Genomic DNA, 16,022 nt, shown 5'->3' with positions numbered 1-16,022 from the left:
TCCCCTGGAGCCTGCTGTCCAATGAATTTCCGTTCCGCCGCCACCGCCCTGGCCGCCACCCTGGTGGTGGGCCTGGCTTCCGCCCAGACGCCGCTGCCGACTCCGGCCACGCCGGCGCCTGCCGCCGCCGCTGCCGCCCCGGCCACCGTCGCCACTCCGCCGGCGCCGGCGCCGAGCGTGTCCAAGGCCTGGGTGCTGATGGATTACGCCACCGGCCAGGTGCTGGCCGGTGAAAACATCAACGAACAGCTGGCTCCGGCCAGCATCACCAAGGTGATGACGTCCTACGTGATCGCTGCCGAGGTCAAGAACGGCAAGGTCCGTGCGGATGACCAGGTGATGATGAGCGAACGCGCCTGGCGCGAAGGCGGTGCGGGTACCGATGGCAGCTACAGCGGCTTCCCGGTCAACCAGACCGCGCGCCTGGAAGACATGGAAAAGGGCATGGCGATCCAGTCCGGCAACGACGCCGCGATCGCCCTGGCCGAGCATGTGGCTGGCAGCGAGGAAGCCTTTGCGTCGCTGATGAACAGCTATGCCGCCAAGATCGGCATGAAGAATTCGCACTTCGTCAACGCCCATGGCCTGACTGCGCAGGGCCACCACAGCACCGCCTACGACCTGGCGCTGCTGGGCCGCGCGATGGTGCGCGATTACCCGGAAACCTACGCGTACAACAAGATCAAGGAATTCCAGGTCGGCAACATCAAGCAGCCGAACCGCAACCTGCTGTTGTGGCGCGATGGCAGCGTGGACGGCATCAAGACCGGCCACACTTCCGAAGCCGGTTACTGCCTGATGAGCTCGGCCCAGCGCGGCGACCAGCGCCTGATCGCCGTGGTGCTGGGCGGCCAGTCGGAAAAGCAGCGTGCCGATGACAGCCTGGCCCTGCTGAACTGGGGTTTCCGCTTCTTCGAGACCCACCGCCTGTACGAGCCGGGCAAGGCCGTGGCCGAGCACAAGGTCTGGAAGGGCACCACCGACAAGGTGCAGCTGGGCGTGGCCCAGCCGATGCTGGTGAGCGTGCCGCGCGGCCGCTACAACGACCTGAAGCCGAGCATCGACGTGCCCAAGACCCTGGAAGCACCGTTCACCGCCGGCCAGCAGATCGGCACCGTGAAGGTGATGCTGGATGGCAAGCTGGTGGCCGAAGCGCCGCTGGTGGCGGTGGCTGCCGTTGAACAGGCCGGCTTCTTCAAGCGCCTGTGGGACAGCTTCTGGATGTGGTGGGAATCGGAATGATCCACGCCCCGGCGTGGTGAGGGAAAAGGCCGGCAAATGCCGGCCTTTTCTGTTTCGGGATGCCGCTTGCGCATGAATCCTGCCGGATGTGGGTAGTGCCGGCCGCTGGCCGGCTCCTCATGAACCCATCCGGATATGCCGGCCCCGGTGTGCCGACCAACGGTCGGCACCTACCTACAGCGAGCGGCTGATGGTGAAGCTGCCGAACACCGGCGCTTCGCGCTGGCCGTTGAACTCGCGCGTGCTGTGGTAACGCGCCGCAGCGAACTTCCAGCGTCCGTACATCACCGCCACGCCATAGCCGCCGTAGGCCACCACGTGGCGCTTGTCCACACTGTGGCTGTTGCGGAACGTGTTGCCATCCAGCGTGATGTCACGGATCACCCAGGCGGCGTCCGAGGTCGCGAACAGGTGCCAGGACCAGCCATTGGGACGGCCGCCACGGGTCGGCGCAGTGTTCTCACCGGCCGGGCGCAACGGCGTGCTGCCGAAGTCGTCCGGCAGCTTCCAGCCGAAGCGCACTTCACCGCCAAGGTTGGCCTTGGTTTCCAGGTTGCCGATCGATCCGCCGTAGTGGCTGATCGCGTCCCAACCCCAGCCGTCGGCATTGACGCTGGCATCGCCCGGCCAGCGGCGCATGCGCTCATGGGTCAGCATGAACAGGGGCTCGTTGTGCAGCTGGTTGTCCCAGCCCTTGAATTTCTCGTCGCCCAGCACTTCGTGCACGGCATTCTGCACTTGCTTGCCCTGTGCCCACGGGCCAACCACGCCCAGCGTCAGCTGGGTGGTCTGCAGGCGGTCGCCGCTGCGCGCATTGAAACCGAAGTTTGCGATCAGTACGCCGGCGTAAGGGCGGTCGTCCTCAATCAGGTCCCTGCGGCTGAAATCGGTCGGGGTGAAGATGCCCTGGCCGATGCTGAAGATCATGTTCTGCTGTTCGAACTTGCCCGGATGCAGCCCTTCCAGGTACTGGTTCACCCAGCGGGCCATGCGTGGCAGGCAGGGGTCGTCGGTGTAATCGACCAGATTGGGCGAGACCAGGGTCAACAGTGCACCATTGGTATAGCCCTGGTCCTGGTGGCGGCCGCCGAACAGGTCGTTGTCAACGCGGAAATTGACCTGCGGAGGGTGGTCGCGCATCGCGTCCGGGCCACATTGTTCGGCCGCCTGGGCGGCGAGGGGGAGGGCAGCAGCCAGCAGGCCGGACAGCCCGAGGGCTGCAAGGCGGCGTTGGGAAGGGGGGCTCATGTGGAGGTTTTTTCTGTCTGTCGTTATATGCCGCGACACGGTACTCGTGCGGGCGTGATGGAACGAGCGCGTTCGAATCACTTGTCTGTTCCGAAAACGACATTGTCTCGTGAAGACAATCCTGCACTGTCCTGCGGCGCCCCAAGGGGCAACGGCCAATGCTGAACGGCTGTTCAGCTGCAACGCAGCGACTCACCGGTGCACTGTTTGACGTTGATGAATACTCTTGGGTTTGTTGGCCTGCGGCCCGATAATGGGGGCATGGAAATCAAGTCCGACAACCCCGACCACGGCTTCCAGTTCCCCGGCCAGTTCGAGCTCAGTGCCATGGGCCCGGCCAACCGCGGCCTGGAACATGAGCTCCCCCGCCTGCTGCTGGCTGCCGGCATCGATGTCGTCAACGAACGCATCAGCTGGAAGCATTCCTCCAACGGCAAGTACGTGTCCGTGCGCATCGTGTTCAAGGCCGAGAGCCGCGAACAGTACGACCTGGCGCACCAGGCACTGCGCGACCACCCGGAAGTGAAGTGGACGCTGTAGCCGACAGCTGCCCGGCCGAAGCCGCCCCGGAAGACCGCGCGCCGCGTCCGGCGGTGGTCCGTGACCTCGGCCGCCAGGCCTATGAACCGGTGTGGCGCGCCATGCAGCGCTTCACCGACCAGCGCAGCGACGCCGATGCCGATGAGCTGTGGGTGGTCGAGCACGACCCGGTATTCACCCTGGGCCAGGCCGGCAAGGACGAGCATGTGCTGGCGCCGGGCGAGATCCCGGTGCTGCACGTGGACCGCGGCGGCCAGGTGACCTATCACGGCCCCGGCCAGCTGGTGGTCTATCCGCTGCTGCGCCTGCCACGGCTGGGCATCGGTGTGCGCGACTACGTGTGCCGCATCGAGCAGGCCATCATCGATACCCTGGCCGAGTGGAACATCGGCGCCGAACGCCGCGAGGGCGCCCCGGGCGTCTACGTCGGTGGCGCCAAGATCGCCGCGCTCGGCATCCGCGTGCGCCGCGGCTGTACCTTCCATGGCCTGGCCTTCAACGTGGCCATGGACCTGGAACCTTTCCACCGTATCAACCCCTGTGGCTATCAGGGGTTGCAGGTGACCTCGGTAGTAGACTTGGGCGGGCCCTCCGGGATGGAGGCCGTCAAGCCGGTGCTGCTGGACCACCTGGCCCGCCAGTTCGGCCTGCTGCTGCAGCCCACGCCCGAACTGCCTGATCTTTCTGCGGCCGCCTGACCGCCCCCCGGAACTGCCATGACTGAAACCACCGCCCGTTCCATTCCCCTGCAGATCGTGCAGGGCGACTCTCCGTCCGCCGCGCCGTTGCAGGCCGGGGTCAAGCAGCTGGGCGGTGACAAGATCAACCGCTCGCCGGTGCAGTTCGCCGACGCGCCGGTGCTGCGCAAGCCGTCCTGGATCCGCGTGCGCATTCCTTCGGGCAATGCGGTGCAGAACCTGAAGGCCAAGCTGCGCGAGAACCGCCTGGTGACGGTGTGCGAGGAAGCCAGCTGCCCGAACATCCACGAGTGCTTCGGCCACGGCACGGCAACGTTCATGATCCTCGGCGAGGTCTGCACCCGCCGCTGCTCGTTCTGCGACGTCGCCCACGGCCGCCCGAAGCCGCCGGATGCCAACGAACCGGCCAGCCTCGGCCAGACCGTGGCCGACATGGGGCTGAAGTACGTGGTGGTGACCAGCGTCGACCGAGATGACCTGCGCGACGGCGGTGCCCAGCACTTCGTCGACTGCATCAGTGCCATCCGCGCGAAGTCGCCGGGCACCCGCATCGAAGTGCTGACCCCGGACTTCCGCGGCAAGGGCCGCATGGAGCGCGCGCTGGAGATCCTGGCGCAGAACCCGCCGGACGTGTTCAACCACAACATCGAAACCGTGCCGGACCTGTACCGCAACGTGCGCCCGGGTGCGGACTACCAGTGGTCGCTGAACCTGCTGAAGAACTTCAAGGCGCAGCACCCGGACGTGCCGACCAAGAGCGGCATCATGCTGGGCCTGGGCGAAGAGTTCGAACAGATCAAGGCCACCATGCGTGACCTGCGCGCGCACGACGTGGACATGATCACCATCGGCCAGTACCTGCAGCCGACCGCGCATCACCACCCGGTGCTGAAGTACTGGACCCCCGAGGACTACAAGGCGCTGGAAGACTACGGCTACGAGCTGGGCTTCAGCCACGTGGCCTCCGGCCCGATGGTGCGCTCGTCGTACCACGCCGACGTGCAGGCCAAGGGCGCCGGCGTCTCCTGAGGTGGGTGCGGACCGTTGGTCCGCACGCCTTCGCCAAGCACGGCCCGGCGCTGCCAATGGGTGCCACCACCATCGTGGGTGCGGACCGTTGGTCCCACGCCTTCGCCTGCATTCACAATTTGCTACACCGGCCCGGCTAGGCTGGTTTTCCACCGAGCGCGGCCGGGTGACAAACCCGGCAACTTTCGGCACTGTCGTGGTGTCTTAACACCCCGCAGTCTCCCCCTTGGCAAGGCGCCTTCGAGCACGTCAATGAAATTCAAAGCCCCCGCATTCCTGATGGCCCTGGCGCTGGTCGCGCCGCTGGCGCTGGCGGCCAAGGCCGATTCGCCGGCATTGCCCGCTGCGGCAACCGCCGATCAGGTGACCACCTCCAAGCTGGTGTACGGCCTGCTGTCCGACAGCCGCTACGCGTACCGCCCGCGTGCGCTGGACGAGGCCACCTCCAAGGACGTGTTCAAGCGCTACTTGGAGACGCTGGACGGCGGCAAGCAGTACTTCACCCAGGCCGACGTGGCGCGCTTCGCGCCGTTCGAAGCCAACATTTCCTCGGCCATCCGTGGCGGCGAGCTGGAGCCGGCGTTCCAGGTGTTCGCGGTCTACAAGCAGCGCGTCGGCGAACGCGTGGCCTATGCGCGCAAGCTGCTCAAGCAGGAGCCGGACTTCACCACCGACGAGCGTTTCGAATACGACCGCAAGAAGGTGCCGTGGGCGGCCAGCAGCGCTGAACTGGATGAGCTGTGGCGCAAGTCGGTCAAGAACGACTGGCTGCGCCTGAAGCTGGCCGGCAAGAAGCCGGACGACATCCGCAAGACGCTGGACAAGCGCTACGCGACGCTGGAGAAGTCGGTCAATGAACTGAAGGGCGAAGACGTCTTCCAGTTCTTCATGAACTCGTACACCAGCGCCGTTGACCCGCACACGGATTACTTCACGCCGCGCACCGCCGAGAACTTCAACCAGGCGATGTCGCTGTCGCTGGAAGGCATTGGTGCGCAGCTGCAGCGCCAGGACGACGTGGTGGTGATCCGCGAGATCATCGCCGGTGGCCCGGCCGCAGTGGATGGCACGCTGAAGCCGGGTGACCGTATCGTTGGCGTCGGCCAGGGCAAGTCCGGCCTGGTCGAGGACGTGATCGGCTGGCGCATCGACGACGTTGTGGCCAAGATCCGCGGCGCCAAGGATACCCAGGTCAAGCTGGAGTTCATCCCGGCTGCTGAGGGCGCCGACGGCAAGCACCACACCCTGGTGCTGACCCGCCAGAAGGTGCGCCTGGCCGAACAGGCCGCCAAGGGCGAGACCATGACCATTCCGGCCGCCAATGGCGAACCGGCGCGCAAGGTCGGCGTGATCAAGCTGCCGACCTTCTACCAGGACTTCGAAGGCCGTCGCCGCAACGCGGCCGACTACGCCTCGGCCACCCGCGACGTGGCCAAGCTGCTGGCCGGCTTCAAGAACGACAAGCTGGACGGCGTGGTGCTGGATCTGCGCAACAACGGTGGTGGTTCGCTGGATGAAGCCATTGAACTGACCGGTCTGTTCATCGAGCAGGGCCCGGTGGTGCAGGTGCGCGAGTCCGGTGGCCGCGTCACCGTCAACAGCGACCGCAACCAGGGCGTGGCATGGGATGGCCCGCTGGCAGTGCTGATCAACCGCGGTTCGGCCTCGGCTTCGGAGATTTTCGCCGGCGCCATCCAGGACTACGGTCGTGGCCTGGTGATCGGTGAAACCAGCTTCGGCAAGGGCACCGTGCAGAACATCGTCGACCTGGACCGTTGGCCGAGTGGCGAGACCCAGCGCTTCGGCCAGGTGAAGCTGACCATCGCCCAGTTCTTCCGCATCAGCGGCAGCAGCACCCAGCACAAGGGTGTGGTGCCGGACCTGGCCTTCCCGGCCAGCGTCGATGCCACCGAGTTCGGCGAGAGCACCTACGACAACGCGCTGCCGTGGACCCGCATCGCTGCCGTGCCGCACACCCAGTACGGCAACTTCGCGCCGCTGCTGCCGAAGCTGGAAACCCGCCATGACGCGCGCATCGCCGCCGACAAGGAATTCCAGTGGTGGAACGAGGACGTGCAGCAGTTCCGCACCGAGGCCGCGAAGAAGTACATCTCGCTCAACGAGGCCACCCGCCGCGCCGAGCGTGAGCGCCAGGACACCCAGCGCAAGGAGCGCCAGGCGATGCGCAAGGAACTGGGCCTGGCCCTGGACCCGCTGGCCGATGACAGCAACGACGACGGCCTGACTGGCAACGAGCGCGACATCGTAAAGGATGCCGCCCGCGAGAAGGCTGCCGAGAAGCGTCCGGACCCGCTGCTGCGCGAGTCGGCCTCGATCCTGGCCGATGCGGTGAACCTGCTGGCCAATGATCGCCCGCTGTCGGCGCAGGTGCTGCCGCAGTCGACCGGCGCTGGTCGCTGGGCGGACTGAGCCGGCGACGGCATGTGATACCCGAGGGGCCGGCATTGCCGGCCCCTTTCTGTCTGGGGACCTCGTTCACGGTAGTGCCGGGCCATGCCCGGCGAGCGAAGTGCCACAAACGACTTAATCCCCTCCGTCCCCTTTTCTGTGTATGAACCGGCAGCAACGGGGGGCTCGGTCACGCCGGTTTCGACCTGCCGCACACGGCCGCAGGGCTACCCTTGGCGGTACCGTCCTCGCAGGAGTACCCATGCGGGCCTCCCGTCTTTCCAGTGCTGCCGTGGCGCTCGCCAGCGCCCTGATCCTGTCGGCCTGTGGTGGCCGCGCCGCCGACAGTACGTTGCTGCGCGAATCCTTTGATTCCGGCGACACCTTCTCGCGTACCGTCGATGGCCGCCCCGGTGACGCCTGCGAGGCCGCGCGGCGCACCCTGCTCAGCCAGGGCTACGCCATCGCCCGCTCCGACGAAGCGCAGGTGGAAGGCAACAAGAACTTCCAGCCACGCGAGGACGACCACGAGCAGCTGGTGCTGCGCATCTCCTGCGCGCCGCGTGGCAGCCAGACGCTGGTATTCGTCAGCGCCGTGCAGGACCGCTACGCGCTGAAGAAGAGCCCGACGTCGGCCAGCGCGGGCGTTGGTGCGCTGGGCTCGGTGTCGCTGCCGTTCGGCAGCAATGACGACTCGCTGGTGAAAGTGGCCAGCAGCACCGTCACCGATGCCGGGTTCTATCAGCGCTTCTTCCAGCGCCTGCAACAGTATCTGCCTGCGGATGCTGGCAAACCCGCACCGCCTGCGCTCGCGCCGCCCGAGCCTGCATCGTCCGAGCCCGCACCGGCCCGCAGCACGGATCAAGGGTGATCGTGCGCGGCAGGTTGATGGGCGTGGCACTCCTGCTGATGCCCGCGCTGGGCATTGCGTCCGCAACGCCGGACTGCACGCAGGGCCTGCTGCAGCGGCTGGGATGGCGCTTTGACGAGGTCACGGCCGGTGCACCACAGGTGCACGGCGGCCCGGTGTGTACACGTGCCTCGCTGGCTGAAGCACAGGCGGCAGGCGATCTGCGCGTGGGGTGGCCGGCCGGAATGTCCGCTGCAGCACGCCAGGCGTTGCTGCAACAGTTGCTGGACGATCCAGCCACGGTCTGCGCCTATGCCTTCGAACTGGGCGCGGCCACGCAACGTGCGGCTTCTGCACTGCAGGACAACCCCGCCTTCCGCTTCTCCGGCCCGCAGCTGGGCTGGATCGGCTTCGGCCTGCAGGGCCCACGCGCGCAAGGCTGGCAGCGCACACGCAGTTTCGGTCGTGGCTTCGTGCCGAGCGCGGGTAACAGTCATGCACTGGAGGCGTTCTACAGCGGTGCCGTGCGTGCCGAATGCGGGGGCGGCCGCCAGGTCGCGCAGCTGGCCACGCAACGAGAGCTTTATGGTGATGCCGCGTTCGATACGGAGTTCGCAGCGGATGAACTGTCGATCGGCACTTTTCTCGCCCTGCACGAGACCGACAGCATCCTGCTCGGTGCCCACGCGGGTGATTTCTTCGCTGATGGCAAGGCGGTGCGCACCTCGGCGATGGGACGGCAGGCCTTCGTTGGCGTGCCCGGTTTCATCGAGCACGTGTACGACAAGGGCACGCTGGATGACCTGAGCAACCAGGCCGAGAACTTCGTCGTGGTCGAGGTGGGCGAGGGCGCCGCGCAGGCACTGGCTGCGCATGGCGGCCTGGCCTGGTACGACCAGCGCAATGTCGAACTCTGGAAACTCGCGCAGGGCATCCCGCGCATCGGCCAGCGCTACTTCGAGCGCCTGCTGTTCGAGCGCGATCCCAACCTTCGTGCACGGCTGGAACCGCGCTACCACGACACGCTGGCACGCATGGACCAGCTGCTGGACGATCCGTTCTACCAGCAGTTCGTGATCTATGTGCATCCACGCGGTATACGTCCCATCGGCTACCACATCGCCCGCCTGCTCGATCGCAACCCGCGAACGCCGTTTTCGATCGACCTGGCGGTGCACAATCTGCATACCACGCTCTACCGGCGTTGGCGCGAGGCGCAGCTGCGCCACTGCGCGGCTACCGGCAGGCCAGGCAGCCTGACCCTAGACCCCAACTGAAGGTGAAACAATGGATATTGCAATGATCGGCCTCGGCCGCATGGGCGCCAACATGGCCCAGCGCCTGCATCGCGGCGGCCATCGCGTGGTTGGCTACGACCCGGGCGAAGGTGCCCGCCAGCGCGCTGCCGAGGCCGGCCTGGAAGTGGTTGATTCGCTGGCCGCCGCGGTTGCCGCGCTGCCGGTACCGCGCGTGGTGTGGCTGATGGTGCCGGCCGGCGAAACCGTCGACCAGACCCTGGGCCAGTTGACCCCGCACCTGGCCGAGGGTGACATCGTCATCGATGGCGGCAACTCCAACTACCAGGACTCGATCCGCCGCGCCAAGGCACTGGCCGAAGACGATCTGGGCTACGTCGACTGCGGCACCAGTGGTGGCGTGTGGGGCCTGCAGGAGGGCTACAGCCTGATGGTCGGTGGCGAAGCGTCGGTGGTGGAGCAGATCGCACCGCTGCTGCGCACGCTGGCACCGGCCGAAGATCGTGGCTGGGGTCGTGTCGGCCCGTCCGGCGCTGGCCACTTCACCAAGATGGTCCACAACGGCATCGAGTACGGAATGATGCAGGCCTACGCCGAAGGCTTCGCGCTGATGGAGCGCAAGCAGGAAATGGAACTGGACCTGGCCCAGGTCGCCGAAGTCTGGCGCCACGGCAGCGTGGTGCGTTCGTGGCTGCTGGACCTGAGCACTGAAGCCCTCAAGCGCAATCCGTCGCTGGATGGCATCGCCCCGTACGTGGAGGATTCCGGCGAAGGCCGCTGGACCGTGGCCGAAGCCATCGCGCTGGACGTGCCGGCACCGGTGATCACCCTGTCGCTGCTGGAACGCCTGCGCTCGCGCGAATCGAATTCGTTCACCGACCGCCTGCTGTCGGCGATGCGCAATGAATTCGGCGGCCACGCCATCAAGAAGTCGTAAGCACTAAGCCGGGGTCGGATCCCTTTCCGCAGGAAAGGGCTCTGACCCCATGCAGCCAGCCGGGCGTGGCTCGACTCTACAAAAGCCGTTTCCGATGGTTTCCACGTCGATGTGTCGACCAAGGTCGACACCTACCGTCGGACCCACCCCGCCATCCACGGAATGCCCGCTTTTGACGTTGACGTTGCCGTTGATTCGGCAGGTGCAGGGCGCAGCCCTGCCGGTCACCCCAACTGAACCCGCCGCCCTTCGCGCGCGCTGTCCATGCCGGCCTGCAGCAACCGCATCAGCTGCAGTGCCTGCACCGCACTGACCGTCGGCTCGCCATCGCCGTGCATCGCCGCCGAGAACTGCGAATACAGCCGCCGGTAGTCGCCCGGCAGGTTGTCCACGGTACTGCGCTGCACATTGTCCTCAGTATCGCAGCGCACCAGCTCGCCGTGCCGTGGGTCGATGCCCCAGCCTGGCGCTCCTGGCGCAACACCGCGCCGCAGCTGTGCCTCCTGCACGTCCAGCCCATGCTTGATCCAGCTGCCACGACTGCCATGCACACTGAAGTGCGGCGTGGGGGCCGCCACCAGCGAACCGGCATGCACGATCGCGCGATGCCGCGGGTAGTGCAGTACCGCGTGGAAGTAATCGATGCCGCTGCCGCCTTCGCGCTGCACGGCCAGATCGGCATCGATGGCCTCGGGCCAGCCGAACAGCACCAGCATCTGGTCCAGCAGGTGCGGTCCGAGGTCGTACCACAGGCCGCTGCCCGGTCCGTCCTGCTCGCGCCAGCGGTCGCGCACCTGCGGCCGGTAGCGGTCGAAGTGCGCATGGCACTCGGCCACGTCACCGAGCGCGCCTTCGGCCAGCAGCGCCTGCAGGGTGAGGAAGTCGGCATCGAAGCGCCGGTTCTGGAACACGGTCGCGATGCGTCCGGCATCACGTGCCGCAGCCAGCACCGCTTCGGCTTCAGCGACATCCAGCGCGAACGGCTTGTCGACCAGCACGTGCTTGCCCGCGGCCAATGCCGCGATCGCCAGCGGTGCGTGTTGTGCGTTCGGAGTGGCGATCACCACCGCGTCCACCGCCGGGTCGTCGAACACCTCCTGCGGCGTGGCGCGCACGTGCACGTCGCTGAACGCGCGCAGCAACGTGTCGCGCTGCGAACTGACGATGCTGTGCAGCACCAGGCCGGGCGTGTGCTGGATCAGCGGCGCGTGGAAGACGCGGCCGGCGAGGCCGTAGCCGATCAGGGCCAGTTGCAGGTCGGGGCGCATGAGACGGCTCCGGCAATGGGGAAGGGCAGGGTAAACGACACCTGCGTACAGGCCAAAACTGAACCGTTGCCGTTGGAATCGCCTCGATTCACAGCGGCATGACCGCAACGCCACGCCTGCTCTACGGCGGCTTGTCCAGACTGGCAGCACATCCCGAAGGAGTACGACACGATGAGCAATACCACCCGCACGCTGATTGCTTCCGCCCTGACCCTGGGCCTGGCGCTGTCCTCCTCGGCTGCATTCGCCAAGGACCCGGCCGCGAAGAGCCCGCCGACCAGCACTCATCCGACGACCCATGCCGATCGCCATGACTCAAACGAGCCGGTGACCGACAGCTGGATCACCACCAAGGTGAAGGCCGACCTGCTGGCCAGCAGCAACGTTCCGGGCACTGAAATCAAGGTTGAAACCGTGAATGGCGTGGTCAGCCTGAGCGGTGCCGTGGCCACCCAGGCCGAGAAGGACAAGGCGGTCACCACCGCCAAGGGCATCAAGGGCGTGACCCGCGTCGATGCCGCCGCATTGAAGGTCAGCGCTGCCGCCAAGCGCTGAACCGGGCGGGCGCCCCGGTGCGGGGCGCCCGCTGCCTGGGTAGAGTCGAGCTTGCTCGACTGCCCTTTGGGTTGCAGCCGAGCACGTCTCGGCTCTACCGTGGGTTTCCGCAACCCGTTCAGCCAACCAGGCTGGAAACTCCAGAGTTGTGACCGCCTGCGCTATATTGCCCGTTCCGCCGCAGCCGGGCCGGTATCGGCCTACGCTCCGCGGCTGTGCTGACGAGGAACTATGGCGCTGGTTTTCAGTGATGACATCTGGGACCGTTGGCGGTTGCCGGCCTTGGCGCTGGCCGCCGCCGCGATCATCGTGGTGCCGTGGTTGACCCTGCGCCAACTGCAGCAGGACAGCGAAGATGCGATGGCCTGGGTCAATCATACCCAGGCCGTGGGTGTGGCCCTGCAGCAGCTGCAGGCTGATGTACGCGATGTCGAATCGGCTGCGCTGACCCTGTCCAAGGGTGTGGATGCGCCTGGCCTGCGCGAGCGCATGGCCAAAGCCAATGACCTTCCCGGTCGCCTGGCTGAACTGGGCCGGATGACCCGCGACAATCCTGAGCAGCTGATCCGCATCGGCCGTATCGAGTCGATGCTGGAAGGGCGCATGGCGCTTGCCCGCGAACTGGCAAAGTCCGAACCCAACAGTGATCAGCGCGAGCTGGTGCAGGACCTGAGCACGCGCTATCCGATCCGTGGCCTGGTGGAGGAACTGCAGGCGAGCGAGCAGAAGCTGCTGACACAGCGCGCCGAGCAGGCCGCACGCCAGCGCAAGCAGACCGAGCTGGTGTCGTGGAGTTCGCTGGTGATCCAGCTGGCGCTGCTTGGCCTGGTGCTGTGGCTGCTGCAGCGGCAGATCGGTCGCCGCCTGCATGCCGAACGACAGTCGCTGCGTTCGGCCGCGCGTGCAGCCTCGGTGCTGCAGACCGTGCGTGAGCCGATCGTGCTGCTCGACCGCGACCTGCGTGTGCAACTGCACAACCCTGCCTTCGCCGAGCTGTACGGGCTGCAGGATGAACGCGCCGATGGCCTGTTGCTGGACACTGTCGGCGACGGTGCATGGAAAGACCCCGTGATGCGCCAGCGACTGTCCGATGTGCTGTTGCGCGGCCGCGAACTGTGGGACTTCGAGCATGAACAGCGCGCCGCCGATGGCATGGTGCGCTACATGCTGCTCAACGCGCGGCGCATGCCGCTGCCGGACACCGACGACGAAGTGGTGTTGCTCACGGTCAGCGACGTCACCGTGCAGCGTGCCGTGCAGCTGCGGGTGGAGGAACTGAACCGCCAGCTGGAAGGCAAGGTTGCGCAGGTGTCCGAGGTCAACAGGGAACTGGAAGCCTTCAGCTACTCGGTGTCGCACGACCTGCGTGCACCACTGCGCCACGTGGCCGGTTTCTCCGACAAGCTGTCGCGCCATCTGGGCGACGCCGCCGATGACAAGAGCCGCCATTACCTGGAGGTGATCTCCAGTTCGGCGCGGCGCATGGCGGCACTGATCGACGACCTGCTGGTCTACTCGCGGCTGGGCCGTGCGGCAATGCGCCAGCAGGCGGTGGACATGCAGTCGCTGGTGGCCGATACCCGCGCCATGCTCGATTCCAACCTGCAGGCCGAAGCCGAGAACAGCGGCCATGCGCACCACGTGGAGTGGAGCATCGCGCCGCTGCCGATCGTGGTGGGCGATGAGAACATGATCCGCCAGGTCTGGCTGAACCTGCTCGGCAACGCGGTGAAGTACTCGGGCAACCGCGAACCAGCGAAGATCCGCGTGGACTACCAGCCACAGCCTGACGGCGGTCATCAGTTCACGGTCAGCGACAATGGTGCAGGCTTTGACATGGCCTACGCCGGCAAGCTGTTTGGTGTCTTCCAGCGCCTGCACAAGGCCAGCGACTACCCGGGTACCGGCATCGGCCTGGCCAGCGTGCGCCGCGTGCTCACCCGTCATGGCGGCCGTATCTGGGCCGAGGCTGAACCGGACGTCGGCGCCACCTTCCACTTCTACCTGCCTCCCGCGATCGATGCGGACAAACAAGGGCCTTCTGCATGACCACTCTGCGCACCATTCTTCTCGCCGAAGACAGCCCGGCTGATGCCGAAATGGCGATCGACGCCCTGGAAGAGGCGCGTCTGGCCAACCCCATCGTGCACGTCGAGGATGGCGTGGAAGTGATGGACTACCTGTTGCGCCGTGGTGCCTTCGCCAACCGCGAGGAAGGCCTGCCGGCGGTGCTGCTGCTGGACATCAAGATGCCGCGCATGGATGGCCTGGAGGTGCTGCGGCAGATCCGCGAGCACGAAGAGCTCAAGCGCCTGCCGGTGGTGATCCTGTCGTCCTCGCGCGAGGAAAGCGACCTGGCCCGCAGCTGGGACATGGGCGTGAACGCCTATGTGGTCAAGCCGGTGGACGTGGACCAGTTCTTCGGCGCGGTGCAGACCCTGGGCAAGTTCTGGGCGTTGATCAACCAGGCACCGGAACTCGAGTGAGCCCATGCCCCTGACCGGTCCCGCCCTGGGGGCGCTGCGCATCCTGCTGGTGGAGGACTCACCGGAAGATGCCGAGCTGATGTCCGAACAGATGCTCGACGCGGGCCTGGAGGCCCGTTTCGAGCGCGTCGAAAGCGAGGCTGAACTGCGCCAGGCACTGGTCGCGTTCCAGCCGGACATCGTGCTGTCCGACCTGAGCATGCCGGGGTTCTCCGGTGATGACGCGCTGCGCATCGTGCGCGAGACCTCACCGGAAGTGCCCTTCATCTTCGTCTCCGGCACCATGGGTGAGGAGAACGCGGTGGCGGCGCTGCAGAAGGGCGCCAACGATTACATCATCAAGCACCTGCCGGCGCGCCTGCCGTCGGCGGTGGCGCGTGCGATCCGCGATGCACGCAGCGCCATAGAGCGTGCACGGGTGGAAACCGAGCTGATGCGCGCGCAGCGCCTGGAAAGCCTGTCGCTGCTTGCCGCCGGCCTCAGCCACGACCTGCGCAACATCCTGCAGCCGCTGCTGATCATGCCGGACCTGCTGAAGGCGCGCACCGAGGATCCGCAGCTGCACCACCTGGCCGATGTCATTGCCGAGTGCGGCCGCCGTGGCCACGAGATGGCCGAATCGATGCTGTCGTTCGTGCGCGGCTCGCGCAAGCCCAGCGAGCGCATCGAGATCGATGGCCTGTTCGATGCGGTGGCGCTGCTGTTGCGCAGCAACGTGCCCGATGCGGTGCGCCTGGAGTTGCAGGTGCAGGACGAAGGTCTGGTGGTCGACGCCAACTACACCGAACTGCAGCAGGTGATGCTGAACTTGGCGCTCAACGCGATCCAGGCGATGCCCAACGGCGGTCGCCTGAGCCTGACTGCCAGCCATGCCGGCGAGCGCGATGGCGTGGACTGGATGCAGATCTGCGTGGCCGATGAAGGCATCGGCATGGATGCGGACACGTTGTCACACTTGTTCAATCCGTTCTTCACCACCAAGGCCGATGGCACCGGCCTGGGGCTGATTTCCTGCAAGCGCATCGTTGAAGGCGCCGGTGGCAGCATCCACGTCAACAGCCAGCCGGGGCAGGGCACCTGCTTCGAACTGCGCCTGCCGATGCATGAGGCCATCGATGGCAGCGAGCCGATCGAGCAGCTGGTGGCGCTGGGCAGTGGCCAGTCGATCCTGGTGGTCGATGGCGAAGCCACGCGCCTGTCGCTGCTCGGCAACGCGCTGTCCAGCCAGGGTTACCAGTTGCAGCTGGCCTCCGATGGCCCGGCGGCGTTGCGCTGGATGCAGCAGGAGGCGATGCCGGCGCTGGTGATTGCCGATGCCGGTTCCAAGCTGCTGCCGGCCAGCCAGCTGCTGGGCGAGATGGCCACGCTTGGCTACCGCGGTCCGGCGCTGGTGCTGGAGGACCCGGCGGTGCCAGTCGCGGCGGACGCGTTCCCGGCCGGTGTGGAGGTGCATGTGCTGCACAAGCCGCTGCAGATGCAGCAGGTCTTCCGCGCGGTGGCTGAA

14 protein-coding genes are annotated in these 16,022 nt (G+C 66.5%); 12 read left to right on the top strand and 2 right to left on the bottom strand.

Going from position 1 to position 16,022, the window contains the following annotated elements; all coding sequences use genetic code 11:
- Positions 1–21: 21 nt before the first annotated feature.
- Positions 22–1,242 (top strand): D-alanyl-D-alanine carboxypeptidase family protein, encoded by a 1,221-nt coding sequence (locus N7573_RS14760; protein ID WP_032130313.1) that lies wholly within the window; start codon positions 22–24, stop codon positions 1,240–1,242.
- 174 nt (positions 1,243–1,416) lie between these two features.
- Here N7573_RS14760 and N7573_RS14755 read toward each other — a convergent pair whose 3' ends face one another.
- Positions 1,417–2,490, bottom strand: a complete 1,074-nt coding sequence (locus tag N7573_RS14755) for a lipid A deacylase LpxR family protein (RefSeq protein WP_032130312.1) — start codon at positions 2,488–2,490, stop codon at positions 1,417–1,419.
- 261 nt (positions 2,491–2,751) lie between these two features.
- Between N7573_RS14755 and N7573_RS14750 the strand changes: the two genes are divergently transcribed.
- The 7 genes from N7573_RS14750 to gnd all read left to right on the top strand — a co-directional run bounded on the left by N7573_RS14750 (position 2,752) and on the right by gnd (position 10,209).
- On the top strand, positions 2,752–3,030 hold the full coding sequence (locus tag N7573_RS14750; RefSeq protein ID WP_005411067.1) for a YbeD family protein: 279 nt from the start codon (positions 2,752–2,754) through the stop codon (positions 3,028–3,030).
- Positions 3,018–3,728 carry a lipoyl(octanoyl) transferase LipB gene (lipB, locus tag N7573_RS14745; protein ID WP_279913269.1) on the top strand — a complete coding sequence of 237 codons (711 nt, stop codon included), beginning with the start codon at positions 3,018–3,020 and terminating at the stop codon, positions 3,726–3,728. Before N7573_RS14750 ends, lipB begins: the two co-directional genes overlap by 13 nt.
- An 18-nt stretch (positions 3,729–3,746) precedes the next feature.
- Positions 3,747–4,757 (top strand): lipoyl synthase, encoded by a 1,011-nt coding sequence (gene lipA / locus N7573_RS14740; RefSeq protein ID WP_049421379.1) that lies wholly within the window; start codon positions 3,747–3,749, stop codon positions 4,755–4,757.
- Between the two features lie 252 nt (positions 4,758–5,009).
- Complete coding sequence (locus N7573_RS14735; protein WP_032130309.1) at positions 5,010–7,187, top strand: carboxy terminal-processing peptidase; 2,178 nt, start codon at positions 5,010–5,012, stop codon at positions 7,185–7,187.
- A 241-nt stretch (positions 7,188–7,428) separates the two neighbouring features.
- Positions 7,429–8,037, top strand: coding sequence for a DUF2242 domain-containing protein (locus N7573_RS14730; protein ID WP_279913268.1), 609 nt, complete (start codon positions 7,429–7,431; stop codon positions 8,035–8,037).
- 17 nt (positions 8,038–8,054) lie between these two features.
- The gene (locus tag N7573_RS14725; RefSeq protein WP_279913271.1) at positions 8,055–9,293 is read left to right on the top strand and encodes a hypothetical protein; all 1,239 of its coding nucleotides are present in this window, start codon (positions 8,055–8,057) and stop codon (positions 9,291–9,293) included.
- Positions 9,294–9,303: 10 nt separating this feature from the next.
- Positions 9,304–10,209: a phosphogluconate dehydrogenase (NAD(+)-dependent, decarboxylating) gene (gnd, locus tag N7573_RS14720; protein ID WP_014648435.1), complete on the top strand. Its 906-nt coding sequence runs from the start codon at positions 9,304–9,306 to the stop codon at positions 10,207–10,209.
- Positions 10,210–10,433: 224 nt separating this feature from the next.
- On the opposite strand, the gene N7573_RS14715 is transcribed toward gnd, so the two are convergent.
- A complete protein-coding gene (locus tag N7573_RS14715) occupies positions 10,434–11,477 on the bottom strand; it encodes an oxidoreductase (RefSeq protein ID WP_279913267.1) in 1,044 nt (347 codons plus the stop codon).
- Positions 11,478–11,648: 171 nt separating this feature from the next.
- Here N7573_RS14715 and N7573_RS14710 point away from each other — a divergent pair, with 171 nt between their 5' ends.
- From N7573_RS14710 to N7573_RS14695, 4 genes are all read left to right on the top strand, one after another.
- Positions 11,649–12,032: a BON domain-containing protein gene (locus tag N7573_RS14710; RefSeq protein WP_107433314.1), complete on the top strand. Its 384-nt coding sequence runs from the start codon at positions 11,649–11,651 to the stop codon at positions 12,030–12,032.
- A 231-nt stretch (positions 12,033–12,263) separates the two neighbouring features.
- Positions 12,264–14,081, top strand: a complete 1,818-nt coding sequence (locus N7573_RS14705) for an ATP-binding protein (RefSeq protein ID WP_032130516.1) — start codon at positions 12,264–12,266, stop codon at positions 14,079–14,081.
- Positions 14,078–14,518, top strand: coding sequence for a response regulator (locus N7573_RS14700; RefSeq protein ID WP_005411057.1), 441 nt, complete (start codon positions 14,078–14,080; stop codon positions 14,516–14,518). The genes N7573_RS14705 and N7573_RS14700 overlap by 4 nt, the downstream gene beginning before the upstream one ends.
- Before the next feature lie 4 nt (positions 14,519–14,522).
- Positions 14,523–16,022 (top strand): hybrid sensor histidine kinase/response regulator (locus tag N7573_RS14695; protein ID WP_279943205.1); only part of this gene is annotated, 1,500 nt, incomplete at its 3' end.

This window comes from Stenotrophomonas sp. GD04054, from assembly GCF_029836955.1.
GTDB classification, from domain to species: Bacteria; Pseudomonadota; Gammaproteobacteria; order Xanthomonadales; family Xanthomonadaceae; genus Stenotrophomonas; species Stenotrophomonas maltophilia_A.
Note: the sequence above shows the minus strand (reverse complement) of the source record. Positions and strands in the feature narration are given on the sequence as shown.